Origin of the sequence: Streptomyces sp. SID14515 (genome assembly GCF_010548505.1) — a bacterium.
Classification (GTDB): domain Bacteria; phylum Actinomycetota; class Actinomycetes; order Streptomycetales; family Streptomycetaceae; genus Streptomyces; species Streptomyces caviscabies.
The window spans coordinates 1-16395 of sequence record NZ_JAAGMH010000045.1 but is presented as its reverse complement, the minus strand read 5'-3'; the positions used below and the strand labels follow the sequence as shown (position 1 = coordinate 16395).

The following is a 16395-nucleotide window of genomic DNA, read 5'->3' as shown; positions in this document are numbered from 1 at the left end:
AGCCGCCCCCCTGAACCCGTCCGGGAGCCGCACAGAACCGTGGGCCGTACTCCTCACCAGGAGTACGGCCCACGGTCATGCGGTGGTGCGGGTGCGGGTCAGTCCCGCTCGCCGCCGCCCAGGTGGTGCACCCGGACCATGTTGGTGGTGCCGGGGATGCCGGGGGGCGAGCCGGCGGTGATGACCATCGTGTCGCCGTCGTTGTAGCGGTTCAGCTTCAGCAGCTCCGCGTCGACCAGGTCGACCATCGCGTCGGTGTTGTCCGCGTGCGGAACGACGTGCGACTCGACGCCCCAGCTCAGGGCCAGCTGGTTGCGGGTGCCCTCGTCCGTGGTGAAGGCCAGGATCGGCTGGGCCGTGCGGTAGCGGGACAGGCGGCGGGCGGTGTCGCCGGACTGGGTGAAGGCGACCAGGGCCTTGCCGTCCAGGAAGTCCGCGATCTCGCAGGCCGCGCGGGCCACCGAGCCGCCCTGCGTACGGGGCTTCTTGCCGGGCACCAGCGGCTGGAGGCCCTTGGAGAGCAGCTCCTCCTCGGCGGCGCAGACGATCTTCGACATCGTCTTGACCGTCTCGATCGGGTAAGCGCCCACCGACGACTCGGCCGACAGCATGACCGCGTCCGCGCCGTCCAGGATCGCGTTCGCGACGTCGGACGCCTCGGCGCGGGTCGGCCGCGAGTTGGTGATCATCGACTCCATCATCTGGGTCGCCACGATCACCGGCTTGGCGTTGCGGCGGCACAGCTCGATGAGGCGCTTCTGCACCATCGGGACCTTTTCCAGCGGGTATTCGACGGCCAGGTCGCCACGGGCCACCATCACACCGTCGAACGCCGCGACGACGCCCTCCATGTGCTCGACGGCCTGCGGCTTCTCCACCTTGGCGATGACGGGGACCCGGCGGCCCTCCTCGTCCATCACCTTGTGCACGTCCTTGACGTCGTCGGCGTCCCGGACGAAGGAGAGGGCGACCAGGTCGCAGCCCATCCGCAGCGCGAAGCGCAGGTCCTCGATGTCCTTCTCGGAGAGAGCCGGGACGTTCACCGCCGCGCCGGGCAGGTTGATGCCCTTGTGGTCGGAGATGACACCGCCCTCGATGACGATGGTCCTGACCCGGGGGCCCTCGACCGCGACGACCTTCAGCTCGACGTTGCCGTCGTTGATCAGGATCGGGTCGCCCTTGGTGACGTCGCCGGGCAGACCCTTGTAGGTCGTGCCGCAGATCGACTTGTCGCCGGGGACGTCCTCGGAGGTGATGGTGAACTCGTCCCCGCGGACCAGCTCGACCGGGCCCTCGGCGAACTTCGCCAGCCGGATCTTGGGGCCCTGGAGGTCGGCGAGCACGCCCACCGCGCGGCCGGTCTCGGCGGCCGCCTTGCGGACACGGTCGTAACGGCCCTGGTGTTCCTCGTGGGTGCCGTGACTGAAGTTGAAACGGGCCACGCTCATGCCGGCCTCGATCAGAGCGACGAGCTGCTCATGGGAGTCGACGGCGGGACCGAGGGTGCAGACGATTTTGGAACGGCGCATGAGGCGGATCCTATCGGTTTGTTTCGCTGCGGAATATTCCGTCTGGTGGAAGATACAAAGGGGCGCGGGGGCGCTCAGTTGTCGACCCGTCCGAACCGTGGACTACGGCCCCTCGACGAGCGCGAACGTCTGGTCGGCGATCTCCAGCTCCTCGTCCGTCGGCACCACGGCGACCGCCACCCGGGCGTACTCCGGCGAGATCAGCCGCGGCTCGCCGGACCGTACGGAGTTGAGCGAGGCGTCCACCGCCATGCCCAGCTCCTCCAGCCCCGCGATGGCAGCTTCCCGCACCGGAGCCGCGTTCTCCCCGACCCCCGCCGTGAACGCCACCGCGTCCACCCGGCCGAGCACCGCCGTATAGGCGCCGATGTACTTCTTCAGCCGGTGGATGTAGATGTCGAAGGCCAGCGCGGCCCGCTCGTCGCCCTCGTCGATCCGGCGGCGGATCACCCGCATATCGTTGTCGCCGCACAGACCGACCAGCCCGCTCCTCTTGTTCAGCAGGACGTCGATGTCGTCGGCCGACATGCCCGCCACCCGCTTCAGATGGAAGGTGACCGCCGGATCGATGTCCCCGGAGCGGGTACCCATCACGAGCCCCTCCAAAGGCGTCAGCCCCATCGAGGTGTCCACGCACCGCCCGCCCGCGACCGCCGAGGCCGACGCCCCGTTGCCCAGGTGCAGCACGATGATGTTCACCTCCTCGGGTGTCTTCCCCAGCAGCTCGGCCGTCTTCCGCGAGACGTACGCGTGCGAGGTGCCGTGGAAGCCGTAGCGGCGGATGCGGTGCGCGTCGGCGGTCTCCACGTCGATCGCGTACCGCGCGGCGGCCTCCGGCATCGTCGTGTGGAACGCCGTGTCGAACACCGCCACCTGCGGCAGGTCCGGCCGCAGCGCCTGCGCCGTACGGATGCCCGTGATGTTGGCCGGGTTGTGCAGCGGCGCGACCGGGACCAGGCGCTCGATCTCCTTCAGCACCTCGTCGGTGATCACGGTCGGCGCGCTGAACCTCAGCCCGCCGTGCACCACCCGGTGCCCGATCGCGGCGAGTTCGGGGGAGTCGAGGCCGAGGCCGTCCGCCGCCAGCTCCTCGGCCGCCGCCTCCAGGGCCGCCGTGTGGTCCGCGATCCGGCCCGTACGCTCCCGGGGCTCGGCGCCGCCGCCGGTCAGCGGCGTGTGCACCAGGCGCGAGGTCTCCTCGCCGATCCGCTCGACCAGGCCCGAGGCGAGCCGGGAACGGTCGCGCATGTCGAGGAGCTGGTACTTCACCGACGAGGAGCCGGAGTTGAGGACGAGGACGCGATGCGGTTCCACAGGGGCCGTACCTTCGTGCTGGGGGATGGAGGAAGTCGTCATGCGGGGCGCTCCTCGCTCTGCGCCTGGATCGCTGTGATCGCCACGGTGTTGACGATGTCCTGGACGAGCGCGCCGCGCGACAGGTCGTTGACCGGCTTGCGCAGACCCTGGAGCACCGGACCGACCGCCACCGCGCCCGCCGAGCGCTGCACGGCCTTGTAGGTGTTGTTGCCGGTGTTCAGGTCCGGGAAGATCAGCACGGTGGCCTGCCCGGCCACCTCCGAATCGGGCAGCTTCGTCGCCGCGACGGACGGCTCGACCGCCGCGTCGTACTGGATCGGCCCCTCCACCCGCAGCTCCGGCCGCTGCGCCCGCACCCGCTCGGTGGCCTCGCGCACCTTGTCGACGTCCGCGCCGGAGCCCGAGGTCCCGGTGGAGTACGACAGCATCGCGATCCGGGGCTCCACGCCGAAGCGGGCCGCCGTCACCGCCGACTGCACCGCGATGTCCGCGAGCTGCTCGGCGTTCGGATCCGGGTTGACCGCGCAGTCGCCGTACACGAGGACCTTGTCGGCCAGGCACATGAAGAAGACCGACGAGACGATCGACGCGTCCGGCTTCGTCTTGATGATCTCGAAGGCCGGGCGGATCGTGGCCGCCGTGGAGTGCACCGACCCCGACACCATCCCGTCGGCCAGACCCTCCTGCACCATCAGCGTGCCGAAGTAGTTCACGTCCGCCACCACGTCGTGCGCCAGCTCCACCGTCACCCCGCGGTGCGCGCGCAGTTCGGCGTACCGCTCGGCGAAGGCCCCGCGCAGCTCCGAGGTGTGCGGGTCGATCAGCTGGGTGTCCGCGAGGTCGATGCCGAGGTCGGCGGCCTTCTTGCGGATCACGTCCACATCGCCGAGCAGCGTCAGATCGCAGACGTCCCGGCGCAGCAGTACGTCGGCGGCGCGCAGCACCCGCTCCTCGGCGCCCTCCGGCAGCACCACGCGCTTGCGGTCGGAGCGGGCCTGTTCCAGCAGCTCGTGCTCGAACATCATCGGCGTGACCCGTCCGCTGCGGGCCACCGAGATCCGGTCGAGGAGGGCGCCGGTGTCGACGTGCCGTTCGAACAGGCCCAGCGCGGTCTCCGCCTTACGGGGCGTCGCCGCGTTCAACTTGCCTTCGAGGGTGAAGAGTTCCGCCGCGGTGGGGAAGGAGCCGCCGGCCACCGAGACGACCGGGGTACCCGGTGCGAGCCGCGCGGCCAGCGTGAGTATCTCCTCGCCGGGGCGCTCGTTCAGGGTCAGCAGGATGCCGGCGATGGGCGGGGTGCCGGCGCTGTGCGCGGCCAGTGAACCCACCACCAGGTCGGCCCGGTCCCCGGGCGTCACGACCATGCAGCCGGGCGTCAGCGCGTTCAGCAGGTTCGGCAGCATCGCCCCGCCGAAGACGAAGTCCAGCGCGTCGCGCGCGAGCCCCGAGTCGTCGCCGAGCAGCACCGTGCCGTCCAGCGCCGCGGTGATCTGGGCGACCGTGGGGGCGGAGAGCGCCGGGTCGTCGGGCAGCACGGAGACCGGCACGGGCAGCCGGGCCGCGAGCCGCTCGGCTATCACGGCCCGGTCCTCGGGAGCGACCCGGTTCACCACCATCGCCAGCACGTCGCAGCCGAGGCCGGCGTAGGCGCGGTAGGCGTTACGGGTCTCGGCGCGGACGGACTCCGCGGTCTGCCCCTTGCCGCCGACCACCGCGATCACCGAGGCGCCGAACTCGTTGGCGAGGCGGGCGTTGAGCGCCAGCTCGTCCGGGAGCTGGGTGGCGGCGAAGTCGCTGCCGAGGACGAGGACCACCTCGTAGTCGCGCGCCACCTGATGGAAGCGCTCGACGAGCCGGGAGACCAGCTCGTCGGTACCCTTCTCCGCCTGCACGGTGGAGGCGTCGTGGTAGTCCAGGCCGTAGACGGTGGCCGGGCTCTGCGAGAGCCGGTAGCGGGCCCGCAGCAGCTCGTAGAGCCGGTCGGGTCCGTCATGGACCAGCGGGCGGAAGACGCCGACCCGGTCCACCTGACGCGTCAGAAGCTCCATGACTCCCAGCTCGACGACCTGACGGCCGTCCCCCCGGTCGATCCCGGTCACGTACACGCTGCGCGCCACGCGTGGTCTCCCGTCCATGTTCGGTGCCGCGACCCGCGGGGCGTCCGGACGTACGGTGATGCCCCCGTGCCCGCCCGGCGTGTCCACCGGGTGCGGCATTGGCCTGCATTGCCTCTTGACGATACCTGCGGGGGCCGCTATGCCGCCCGCCGGAGGTCCCGGCCCGGCCGAAAGCGCCCGGTCCGTGCCGGGCGTGGGAGAATCGTGGAGGTTCAGGGCACGGGGGCCGGCGCGGCCGGCCTCCCGGAAAAGCGCGGCACCAACGAGAACGAGCAGGAGAAATACCTCGATGCGCATCGGCATTCTCACCGCGGGCGGCGACTGCCCCGGCCTGAACGCAGTGATCCGGTCGGTCGTCCACCGGGCCGTCGTCGGCCACGGCGACGAGGTCATCGGCTTCGAGGACGGCTTCAAGGGGCTGCTCGACGGCCACTTCCGCCCCCTCGACCTCAACGCGGTCAGCGGCATCCTCGCCCGCGGCGGCACCATCCTCGGCTCGGCCCGCCTGGAGCGCGACCGGCTGCGCGAGGCCGCCGAGAACTGCGAGGAGCTGTCCCGCCGTTACGGCATCGACGCGCTCATCCCGATCGGCGGCGAGGGCACGCTCACCGCGGCCCGCATGCTCTCCGACGCGGGCATGCCGGTCGTCGGCGTACCGAAGACCATCGACAACGACATCTCCGCCACCGACCGGACCTTCGGGTTCGACACGGCGGTGGGCGTCGCGACCGAGGCCATAGACCGTCTCAAGACCACCGCCGAGTCCCACCAGCGGGTGATGGTCGTCGAGGTCATGGGCCGGCACGCGGGCTGGATCGCCCTGGAGTCCGGGATGGCCGGCGGCGCGCACGGCATCTGCCTGCCCGAGCGCCCCTTCCAGGTCGACGACCTGGTCAAGATGGTCGAGGAGCGGTTCGCGCGCGGCAAGAAGTTCGCCGTCATCTGCGTCGCCGAGGGCGCGCACCCGGCCGAGGGCTCCATGCCGTACGCCAAGGGCGCGATCGACCAGTATGGCCACGAGCGCTTCCAGGGCATCGGCAACCGCCTCGCCGTCGAACTGGAGACCCGGCTCGGCAAGGAGGCCCGGCCGGTCATTCTCGGCCATGTCCAGCGCGGCGGCACGCCGACCGCGTACGACCGGGTGCTCGCCACCCGCTTCGGCTGGAACGCCGTGGAGGCCGTGCACCGCGGCGACTTCGGCCGGATGACCGCCCTGCGCGGCAACGACATCGCCATGGTCCCGCTCGCCGACGCCGTCACCCGGCTGAAGACGGTCCCGGTGGAGCGGATGTACGAGGCCGAGTCGGTCTTCTAGCCGCGCCCGCCGAGGGGGTTCACACCCCGGCGGTCCGCCAGAACTGCTCCACCACCCGGGACAGGAACGCCCGGCCCGCGTCGCCCGTCGACCCGGAGCGTTCCTGTCCCGTGCTGCTCCAGCTCAGCGTGGAGACCATCAGCGCCTGGTAGTCGGTGTGCAGTTGCTCCAGCACGTCCTGGATCAGCGCCCGGTCCAGCGGGACGAGCTTGGCCACCGGCCGGACGTACGCCTGCCAGCGCGTGGTGACCGCGCTGCTCAGCAGCTCCGCCAGCTCCTCGTCGCGGCCGGTCGCCGTCAGGAACTGCGCCGCCGACAGATCCAGCGCCCGGCACAGCGCCGCCGACTGCTTCTCGTTGCCCCGCCAGCGCCCCGACTCCTCCATCCGCAGGTACGAGGCGCCGGTCATGCCCAGCTGCCGGGCCAGGTCGTCCACGGTCATTTCCCGGGTCATACGGTGTTCGCGCAAGGTGGCGGCGGCCGCCAGCAGCTCACCGGGGGCGCACCAGAGGACGCCGGCGAGGGCGGTCAGCTCGCGTTCCCCGGGGGTCGCGAGACCGCGCTCCCAGGCGATGACGGTCTCTGCGCTGATCCGGAGTCCGTACTGGGCGGCGAGCCCGTAGGCGACATGGCCGGGAGCCATCCCCAGAGCCTCGCGGAGACGGCGCGCGGCGGGGGCGTTGAACGGCGGGGTGGGGTGCACGGGCCCACCGTAGGAGTCCATTTCCGCCCTGGCTACGGTACGTTCCCCACAGAACACGCTTCGTAGGAACCTCCAGCCACGAACCGGGCGGGCGGTACGTGAATGCCGTCCCACCAGCGCTTTCTTTTCCGCCCCGGCAGAGGGTCGCCGGAGCGGAAAAACCGACCTGCAAGCGCTTTCCGGTCCACCGGCCGCCGCACGGTCAGCGCCCGGCCGCCAGCCAGCTGTAGTGCAGCTCCGGTCGGCCGACCTGCCCATAATGCGGACGCCTCGCGGCGCTGCCGACGGTCACCAGATGCTCCAGATACCGCCGGGCGGTGATCCGCGAGATCCCCAGCCGCTCCCCGGCGGCGGCCGCCGTCACCCCCTCGGGCGACTCCTTCAGCACCCGGGTCACCGCCTCCAGCGTCGGACCGCTGAGCCCTTTGGGCAGCGCGGCCGGATGCGCGACCCGCAGCGCGCCCAGCGCCCGGTCCACCTCCTCCTGCCCGCTCGCCTCCCCGGCGGCCCCCCGGAACTCCGCGTACCGCACCAGCCGGTCCCGCAGTGTGGGGTACGTGAACGGCTTCAGCACGTACTGCACGACGCCGAGCGACACCCCTTCCCGCACCACCGCGAGATCCCGGGCCGAGGTCACCGCGATCACGTCCGCCCCGTGGCCGGAGGCCCGCAGCGAGCGCAGCAGCCCGAGCCCGTGCCCGTCGGGCAGATAGAGGTCGAGCAGGAGCAGGTCCACCGGCGTCCGCTCCAGCGCCCGCACCGCCGCCGCCCGGGTGTGCGCCACCGCCGTCACCGTGAAGCCCTCGACGCGCTCCACGTACATCTGGTGGGCGTCGGCGGCCACCGGATCGTCCTCCACCACCAGCACCCGGATCATGCCGTGACCTCCTCGGACGTCGATGCGGAGCCGGAGCCGGAGCCGGAGCCGGAGCCGGTCCCGGACCCGGACTCGGCCCGCGATCCTGCCGTACGGGCCGGGAGCGGCAGCCGTACGGTGAACCGCGCGCCGCCGTCCGGACCCGCGTCCAGCTCCACCGTGCCCCCGTTGCGGTACGCCGCCTGCCGGACCAGCGCCAGGCCGAGGCCGCGCCCCGCCCCGTGCGTCGACCAGCCGCGCCGGAACACCTCGTCCGCCGCCTCCGGGCCGATGCCCGCGCCGGTGTCCGCGACCCGCAGCAACAGCTCCCGCTCGTCCGCGAGCGCGGTCACCGTCACCCGGGCCCGCCCCGCCGGGCCCCCGGCCGTCCGGGGCGCGGGCACCTCGGCCCCGGACTCCTCCGTGCCGTCCGGGCCCTCCGAGGCGGCCTCCACCGCGTTGTCGATCAGATTGCCGAGGATCGTCACCAGATCGCGCTGGGCCAGCGAGGGCGGCAGCGCCCCGTCGTCGATCAGGCTGTCCTCCGCGAGCACCAGCTCCACGCCCCGCTCGTTCGCCTGGGCCGCCTTGCCGAGCAGCAGCGCCGCCAGCACCGGCTCCTCCACCGCCCCCACCACCCGGTCGGTCAGCACCTGGGCCAGCTCCAGCTCCGCCGTCGCGAAGTCCACCGCCTCCTCCACCCGGCCCAGCTCGATCAGCGACACCACGGTGTGCAGCCGGTTCGCCGCCTCATGGGCCTGGGAGCGCAGCGCCTGCGTGAATCCGCGCTCGGAGTCCAGCTCGCCGGAGAGCGCCTGGAGCTCGGTGTGGTCCCGCAGGGTCACCACCGTGCCGCGCTGCTCACCGCCCACCACCGGACGGGTGTTGACCACGATCACCCGCTCCGCCGTCAGATGCAGCTCGTCCACCCGGGCCTCCGACGCCAGCAGCGCCCCGGTCAGCGGCGCGGGCAGCGCCAGCTCGTCGACCGTACGGCCGACCGCCTCCGCGTCCGGCCCCAGGCCCAGCAGCTCCCGCCCGGCGTCGTTGATCAGCGCGATCCGCCGCCGCCCGTCCAGCATCAGCAGCCCCTCCCGCACCGCGTGCAGGGTGGCCTGGTGGTAGTCGTGCAGCCGGCTCAGCTCGGCCGCGTTCATCCCGTGGGTGTGCCGCCGCAGCCGGGCGTTGACCACGTACGTGCCGATCCCGCCGAGGGCCAGCGCCCCGCCCGCCGCCAGCGCGAGGGCGCCGAGCTGCTCCCGTACCTGCGAGGAGACCCGGTCCACCGTGATGCCCGCGCTGACCAGGCCGACGATCCGCCCGTCGTCGCGGATCGGGGTGACCACCCGTATCGAGGGGCCCAGCGTGCCGGTGTACGTCTCGGTGAAGGTCTGCCCGCGCAGCGCCTTCGCGGTGTTCCCGAGGAAGGTGTCGCCGATCTGCGTGGTGTCCGGATGGGTCCAGCGCACCCGCTCGGTGTCCATGATCGTGACGAAGGCGATCCCGGTGTCCTCGCGCACCCGCTCCGCGTACGGCTGGAGTACGGCGGACGGGTCCGGGGTACGGATGGCCTCCCGTACGGAGGGGGAATCGGCCACGGCGAGGGCCGCCACCCGCACCTGCCGGGCGGCCGTCTCCTCGGCCTGCGCGCTGCCCGAGACGTACGCGAAGACGGCGCACCCGGCCACCACCGCGGCGATGAGCACGACCTGCATGGCGAAGAGCTGGCCCGCCAGGCTGCGCGGGAGGGTACGGGGGAGACGCATACCCCACAGTCTGCCTGGCCCGGCCGGAGGCTCCCAGGCCTCTCCCGGGTGGCCGGAAAGCGACCGTGAACGATATGAACGCAAGGGTGACCGGGGTCACAGGGCGGTGGATAGTCACCGGAGCCCCCAGGGACGGGGGCGCCGTGACCGAGCCGAGGAGCCAGCCGTGGCAGTGGCAGCCAAACAGCGGGACCGAACCCACTATCTGTACATCGCCGTCATCGGTGCCGTCGCGCTCGGCATCCTCGTCGGTTTCGTCGCCCCCGGGGTGGCCGTCGAGCTGAAGCCCATCGGGGCCGGCTTCGTGAACCTGATCAAGATGATGATCTCGCCGATCATCTTCTGCACGATCGTCCTGGGCGTCGGCTCGGTGCGCAAGGCCGCCAAGGTCGGCGCGGTCGGCGGTCTGGCGCTCGGCTACTTCCTGGTCATGTCGACCGTGGCCCTCGCCATCGGCCTGCTGGTCGGCAACGTCCTGGAGCCCGGCTCCACCCTCCACATCACCGAGCAGGCGCGGGCCGCGGGCGAGGCGCAGGCGGCGGGTGCGAGCGAGTCCACCGTGGACTTCCTGCTCGGCATCATCCCGACCACGATCGTCTCCGCCTTCACCGCCGGCGAGGTCCTCCAGACCCTCCTCGTCGCGCTGCTCGCGGGCTTCGCGCTCCAGGCGATGGGCTCGGCCGGCGAGCCGATCATCCGCGGCATCACCCACATCCAGCGCCTCGTCTTCCGCATCCTCGCCATGATCATGTGGGCCGCCCCGGTCGGCGCGTTCGGCGCGATCGCCGCGGTGGTCGGCGAGACCGGCCTCGACGCCCTGAAGTCGCTGGCGATCATCATGATCGGGTTCTACGTCACCTGTGCGCTGTTCGTCTTCGTGGTGCTCGGCGCGATCCTGCGCCTGGTCGCCGGGGTGAACCTGTTCTCGCTGCTGAAGTACCTGGGCCGCGAGTTCCTGCTGATCCTGTCCACCTCCTCCTCCGAGTCGGCCCTGCCGCGGCTGATCGCGAAGATGGAGCACTTGGGCGTCAGCAAGCCCGTCGTCGGCATCACCGTGCCGACCGGCTACTCCTTCAACCTCGACGGCACCGCGATCTACCTCACGATGTCCTCGCTGTTCATCGCCAACGCGATGGGCGACCCGCTGAGCGCGAGCGAGCAGATCTCGCTGCTGGTCTTCATGGTCATCGCCTCGAAGGGCGCGGCGGGCGTGACCGGCGCGGGCCTGGCGACCCTGGCCGGCGGACTCCAGTCGCACCGCCCCGAACTCGTCGACGGCGTCGGCCTGATCGTCGGCATCGACCGCTTCATGAGCGAGGCCCGCGCGCTGACCAACTTCGCGGGCAACGCGGTCGCCACGGTGCTGGTCGGCCACTGGACCAAGGAGATCGACAAGGACCGGGTGAACGAGGTGCTGGCGGGCCGGGTCCCGTTCGACGAGAAGACCCTCGTGGACGACCACGCCCCGTCCGGCGACTCCGGCGAGGTCCCCGAGCAGCGGGACACCGCCTCCGAGCAGCCCGCCAAGGTCTGACCACCCCCCAACGGCCGCAGCGGCACCCCCGGGCCGCTGCGGCACCCCCCACACACACAAGGGCGCCCGTACCCCGCCGGTACGGGCGCCCTTGTGTCCGTGTTCTGTCACGACCGTTTTCGCGGGCACAACCCTCCTTGCCCGGCACCGGTCTTGAGAGGTGAAGGACCGCAGTCCGCCCCACGCGCCCCACGACCGAAGGACTTCCATGCGCATCACGCCTTCCCGCCGCCGGACCCTCCGTGGCGGGACCGCCGCCATAGCCGCCACCGCGCTGGTGGCGTTGGGCGCCGCGTCGGCGCTCGCCGACGAACCGGAGCCGGATCTCGGCGTCGGAACGATCGCACCGATCAAGGGGGTTCAGGCCGGAAGCGCGTTCTCCACCCCCCTGACCTTCCTCAACAAGGGGACGGAGGAGGTGCCCGTCTCCTATGTGACGTACGCCGTGTCGCCCGGCCTGAAGGCGGACGAGACGTACAAGAACTGCAGCTACTACACGATCCCGTCCTACGACGAGATGCCCGACTCGCATGTCGCCGCCTGCAAGATCGACCAGCCGCTGAAGCCGGGCGTCGTCTACGGCACGGCGAAGCCCGTCTCGCTCAAGGCGCTCGACTCCGCGCTCAACGACGATCTGCGGGTGACGATCGGCGTCACCGAGCCGGACCCGGACGCGGGCGACAGCGGCTCCACCGAGCCGGTGCCGGGCACCGGCGACCCGCTCACGCTGGTCGAGAAGGGCCCGGCCACCGACGCCGACCGGGAGAACCACCCCGAGCCGGTCGCCTCGGCCGACGTCACCGCCGCGAACACCGCCGACTTCGGCCTGACCGGCGCCGAGCTGAAGGGCGAGGCCGGCGACAAGGTCACCGCCACGGTGAAGTTCGCCAACGCGGGCCCCGCCCGGGTGCAGGGCGTCCGCGACCAGAGCGTGGCCACCGTCGACGTCCACATTCCGAAGGGCACGTCCGTCGTCAAGGCGCACGGATTCTGCGACGCGGTCACCAAGACGCACTACCGCTGCGGGACCTCGCAGTCCTGGGTCGACGTGGACGGCGGCGAGAGCTACCCCTTCGTCCTGCGCATCGACAAGGCGGTGGGCCGCACCACGGGTGAGGTCTCCTTCAGCGGCCCGGAGCGCCCCTTCGACCGCAACGCCGCCAACGACACCGCGCAGATCGTGATCGACACCGGCAAGGGCTCGGACACCTCGGGCTCCTCCGGCTCGTCCGGTTCCACCGGCGGTACGGGCGGCTCCTCGTCCACCGGCGGCTCAGGCTCCACCGGTGGCACGAGCGGCGCCGGCGGTTCGGGCTCCTCCGGCGGCTCCGCCGACACGGGCGGCTCGACGACCGGCGGCGCCACCCCGCAGACCGGCGGCAACCTCGCGGCGACCGGCGCGGACTCCACCGCCCCGCTCGCAGGCATGGCGGCCGCCGCGGTGGTGGCGGGCGGCGGCATCGTCTGGGCCGTGCGCCGGCGCTCCGCGGCCCGCGGGAACTGACGCCCCGGTCCAGCGCTCGCGTTGACGTCGGCGTCAAGGAATACGTTCCTCCCATGCGAATCGGGGAGCCGGCCGAACGGGCCGGGACGACGACGCGGACACTCCGCTACTACGAGTCGCGCGGGCTCCCGCCCGCGCGGCGCGCGGAGAACGGCTACCGCAGCTACGACGAGGGCGACCTGCGCCTCCGCGCTGCCCGTGCTGGTCCAGTTCACCGCCGACCGGCGCGGCCCCTGCCGCCAACTCGCCCCGGTGCTGGGCGAGATCGCCCGCGAGGAGGCCGACCGGATCAGGATCGTCCAGCTCGACGCCGACCGCGCACCCGGGATCACCGTCCGGTACGGCGTACTGGCGACGCCGACCCTGATGGTCTTCCGGGCGGGTGAGCCGGTGACGTCGCTCGTCGGCGCCCGGCCGAAGCGCAAGCCGCTCCAGGAGCCGGCGGACGTCCTCGACCCGGCCGGACGGGGCATGGCCGCGCAGCGATCCTGACCGGGCGGAACGCCCTGAGCTGGACCCTTTCCCGAAAGTACGTATCTGACAGTCAAGTGGGTTCTGGGCAAGCCCCCGCCGCGCGCCCAGCATGGTCCACATGACGCAAGCGAACACACCGAATCCCGCCCCTGTCACCGTCCTCGGCCTCGGCGACATGGGCCGTTCCCTGGCCGGCGCCTTCCTGGCCGCCGGCCACCCCACCACCGTCTGGAACCGTTCCGCCGGAAAGGGCGAGGACCTCGTGGCCCGGGGCGCGGTGCGGGCCGCGTCCGCCGAGGAGGCCGTGCGGGCGAGCGGGCTCGTCGTGGTCTGCCTCGTCGACTACGACGCCTCCGACGCGGTCCTGGAGCCGCTGGCCGAAGCGCTTCAGGGCCGCGTCCTGGTCAACCTCACCTCGGACACCCCGGCCCGTTCTCGGCAGACCGCCGCCTGGGCCGAGAAGCACTCGCTGTCCTACCTCGACGGGACGATCATGGTGCCGGTCGACGTGGTCGGCTCGGCGGACGCGCTGGTCTTCCACTCCGGCGACCGGGCCGCGTTCGAGGCGCACGAGGCCACCCTCAAGGCGCTCGGCGCACCCGCCACCTTCCTCGGCGAGGACCACGGGCTCGCCGCCGCCTATGACATGGCGATGCTGGACTTCTTCTACGGAGCGATGGGCGGACTCGTCCACGCCTTCGCGCTGGCCCGCGCGGAGGGCGTCGACGGCGCGTCGCTCGCCCCGTACCTCAACACGATCGCGGCCATCCTGCCGCCGATCGCCGCGCACACGGCGGCCGGCGCGGACTCGCGCGACTACACGCCCGACGGCGCGAACCTCGCCATGATGGCCGCCAGCGTCGACCACATCCTGCACACCTCGAAGGATCACGGCCTGGACGTCTCGCAGCTGGCCGCGCTCAAGGGCGTCACCGACCGGGCCATCGCCAAGGGCCACGGCCCGGAGTCGTGGACGAGCATCATCGAGGTGCTCGCCGGGCGCTGACCCGCCGCGAACGGGGGAGGGGCCCGCACCGCGTCCACCAGCGACGCGGTACGGGCCCGGGCCTTCACGCCGTACGGGCTACGCCGGACGGAACCACACCGTCGCCAGCGGCGGCAGCGTCAGCGAGATGCTGGACGGGCGGCCGTGCGCGGGCACCGCCTCCGCCTTCAGCGGCTCCTCGTTGCGCACGTCGCCACCGCCGTAACGGGCGGCGTCGGTGTTGAGGACCTCCACCCAGCCCTCCGTGCCGGTCTCCGGCACCCCGAGGCGGTAGTCGCTGCGGACCGCCGGGGAGAAGTGCGAGACCGCGAGCAGCGGGGAGCCGTCCGCGTCGTACCGCAGGAACGCGAACACGTTGTCCTCGGCAGCCCCGCCGTCCACCCAGCTGAACCCCTCCGGCACGGTGTCGCGCTGCCACAGCGCGGGCACCGCCCCGTACACCGCGTTCAGATCGCCGACCAGGGTCCGCACCCCGCGGTGGTCGCCGGACGCGTCGTACGCCGGGTCCAGCAGCCACCAGTCCGGGCCGTGCCCCTCGGACCACTCCGCGCCCTGGGCGAACTCCTGGCCCATGAAGAGGAGTTGCTTGCCCGGGTGGGCCCACATGAAGCCCAGATAGGCGCGGTGGTTGGCGCGCTGCTGCCACCAGTCGCCGGGCATCTTCGCCACCAGCGCCTGCTTGCCGTGCACCACCTCGTCGTGCGAGATCGGCAGCACGTAGTTCTCGCTGTAGGCGTACACCATCGAGAACGTCATCTCGTTGTGGTGGTACTTGCGGTGGATCGGCTCCTTCGCCATGTACTGGAGCGAGTCGTGCATCCAGCCCATGTTCCACTTCAGCCCGAAGCCCAGACCGCCGCCGTCGGTGGGCCGGGTGACGCCGTCCCAGGCGGTGGACTCCTCGGCGATGGTGACGACGCCGGGGTTGCGGCGGTAGACGGTCGCGTTCATCTCCTGGAGGAAGGCGACCGCGTCCAGGTTCTCCCGGCCGCCGAACTCGTTGGGCGACCACTGGCCGTCCTCGCGGGAGTAGTCGAGGTAGAGCATCGAGGCCACCGCGTCGACCCGCAGCCCGTCGATGTGGAACTCCTCGCACCAGTAAGTGGCGTTGGCGACCAGGAAGTTGCGCACCTCCGTGCGGCCGTAGTCGAACTCCAGCGTCCCCCAGTCCGGGTGCGCCGCGCGCTGCGGATCGGAGTGCTCGTACAGCGGCCGTCCGTCGAACTCGGCCAACGCCCAGTCGTCGCGCGGGAAATGGGCCGGAACCCAGTCCATGATCACGCCGATGCCGGCCCGGTGCAGGGCGTCGACGAGGAAGCGGAAGTCGTCCGGGGTGCCCATCCGCGAGGTCGGCGCGTAGAAGCCGGTGACCTGATAGCCCCAGGAGCCGCCGAAGGGGTGCTCGGAGACCGGCATCAGCTCGACATGCGTGAAGCCCAGGTCCTTGACGTACGCCGGAAGCTGCTCGGCGAGCTGACGATACGTCAGGCCAGGTCGCCAGGAGCCGAGATGGACCTCGTACACGGAGAACGGGGCCTCGTGGACCGGCCGGTCGCCCCGGTGCGCCATCCAGTCCGCGTCCTGCCACTCGTGGTGCGACGCGGTGACGATCGAGGCGGTCGCGGGCGGCACCTCGGTGCGCCGGGCCATCGGGTCGGCCCGCACCGTGTGCGAACCGTCCGGGCGGCAGATGTCGTACTTGTACAGCGCGCCCTCGCCGACCCCGGGCAGGAACAGCTCCCACACCCCGGTCGAGCCGAGCGAACGCATCGGACAGCCCGCGCCGTCCCAGTAGTTGAAGTCACCGGTGATCCGCACACCGCGCGCGTTCGGCGCCCAGAGCGTGAACCGCGTCCCGGCCACCCCCTGATGCTCCATCGGCTCCGCGCCGAGCGCCCGCCACAGCTCCTCGTGCCGGCCCTCGCCGATCAGATGCAGATCGAGTTCGCCGATCGCGGGCCAGAAGCGGTAGGGGTCCTCCACCTCGATGGTGGTGTCGTCGTAGGCCACTTCGAGCCGGTACGCGGGCGCCTCCGGCACCGGCAGCACACCGGAGAAGAAGCCGTCGCCGTCGTCGTGCAGCTCGGCCCGCAGCCCGGTCGCCAGCACCGTGACCGACCGCGCGAACGGCCGCAGCGCCCGGACCAGCACCCCACCGGGGATCGGGTGCGCGCCGAGCACGTCGTGCGGCGCGTGGTGGTCGCCGGCCAGCAGCCGGCCGCGGTCCGCGCCGTCCAGGGCCGGTGCGGGGCGCGCGCCCTGGCCGTCGTCGGC

12 protein-coding genes and 1 pseudogene are annotated in these 16395 nt (G+C 72.0%); 6 read left to right on the top strand and 7 right to left on the bottom strand.

The genetic code is table 11. The features are described 5' to 3' along the window. Nucleotides 1–98 precede the first annotated feature (98 nt). The 3 genes from pyk to pta form a co-directional block, all read right to left on the bottom strand. Nucleotides 99–1529, bottom strand: coding sequence for a pyruvate kinase (gene pyk, locus G3I54_RS09010; RefSeq protein ID WP_164612842.1), 1431 nt, complete (start codon nt 1527–1529; stop codon nt 99–101). Between the two features lie 102 nt (nt 1530–1631). Continuing rightward, entirely contained in the window at nt 1632–2843 is a 1212-nt protein-coding gene (locus tag G3I54_RS09005; RefSeq protein WP_343240292.1) for an acetate kinase, read from the bottom strand. A 38-nt stretch (nt 2844–2881) separates the two neighbouring features. Continuing rightward, a complete protein-coding gene (pta, locus tag G3I54_RS09000) occupies nt 2882–4963 on the bottom strand; it encodes a phosphate acetyltransferase (RefSeq protein WP_164612839.1) in 2082 nt (693 codons plus the stop codon). A 289-nt stretch (nt 4964–5252) separates the two neighbouring features. Between pta and G3I54_RS08995 the strand changes: the two genes are divergently transcribed. Next, on the top strand, nt 5253–6278 hold the full coding sequence (locus tag G3I54_RS08995) for an ATP-dependent 6-phosphofructokinase (RefSeq protein ID WP_164612836.1): 1026 nt from the start codon (nt 5253–5255) through the stop codon (nt 6276–6278). Between the two features lie 19 nt (nt 6279–6297). Here G3I54_RS08995 and G3I54_RS08990 read toward each other — a convergent pair whose 3' ends face one another. The 3 genes from G3I54_RS08990 to G3I54_RS08980 form a co-directional block, all read right to left on the bottom strand. Then, nucleotides 6298–7002 (bottom strand): helix-turn-helix transcriptional regulator, encoded by a 705-nt coding sequence (locus G3I54_RS08990; protein WP_203685762.1) that lies wholly within the window; start codon nt 7000–7002, stop codon nt 6298–6300. A gap of 181 nt (nt 7003–7183) precedes the next feature. After that, on the bottom strand, nt 7184–7858 hold the full coding sequence (locus G3I54_RS08985) for a response regulator (protein ID WP_030079200.1): 675 nt from the start codon (nt 7856–7858) through the stop codon (nt 7184–7186). Then, nucleotides 7855–9603 carry a sensor histidine kinase gene (locus tag G3I54_RS08980; RefSeq protein ID WP_164612834.1) on the bottom strand — a complete coding sequence of 583 codons (1749 nt, stop codon included), beginning with the start codon at nt 9601–9603 and terminating at the stop codon, nt 7855–7857. The genes G3I54_RS08985 and G3I54_RS08980 overlap by 4 nt, the downstream gene beginning before the upstream one ends. Nucleotides 9604–9769: 166 nt before the next feature. Between G3I54_RS08980 and G3I54_RS08975 the strand changes: the two genes are divergently transcribed. From G3I54_RS08975 to G3I54_RS08955, 5 genes and pseudogenes are all read left to right on the top strand, one after another. Next, on the top strand, nt 9770–11137 hold the full coding sequence (locus tag G3I54_RS08975) for a cation:dicarboxylase symporter family transporter (protein ID WP_164612832.1): 1368 nt from the start codon (nt 9770–9772) through the stop codon (nt 11135–11137). A 208-nt stretch (nt 11138–11345) separates the two neighbouring features. Beyond that, on the top strand, nt 11346–12641 hold the full coding sequence (locus tag G3I54_RS08970) for an LAETG motif-containing sortase-dependent surface protein (RefSeq protein WP_164612830.1): 1296 nt from the start codon (nt 11346–11348) through the stop codon (nt 12639–12641). Between the two features lie 53 nt (nt 12642–12694). Next, nucleotides 12695–12829: pseudogene (locus tag G3I54_RS08965) on the top strand (MerR family DNA-binding transcriptional regulator); the annotation flags it as partial. A gap of 4 nt (nt 12830–12833) precedes the next feature. Then, complete coding sequence (locus G3I54_RS08960) at nt 12834–13133, top strand: thioredoxin domain-containing protein (protein ID WP_164612914.1); 300 nt, start codon at nt 12834–12836, stop codon at nt 13131–13133. 100 nt (nt 13134–13233) lie between these two features. Further along, entirely contained in the window at nt 13234–14121 is an 888-nt protein-coding gene (locus G3I54_RS08955) for an NAD(P)-binding domain-containing protein (protein ID WP_164612828.1), read from the top strand. A gap of 78 nt (nt 14122–14199) precedes the next feature. Here G3I54_RS08955 and glgB read toward each other — a convergent pair. Further along, a partial coding sequence (gene glgB, locus G3I54_RS08950) for a 1,4-alpha-glucan branching enzyme (RefSeq protein WP_239144300.1) occupies nt 14200–16395 on the bottom strand: 2196 nt, incomplete at its 5' end.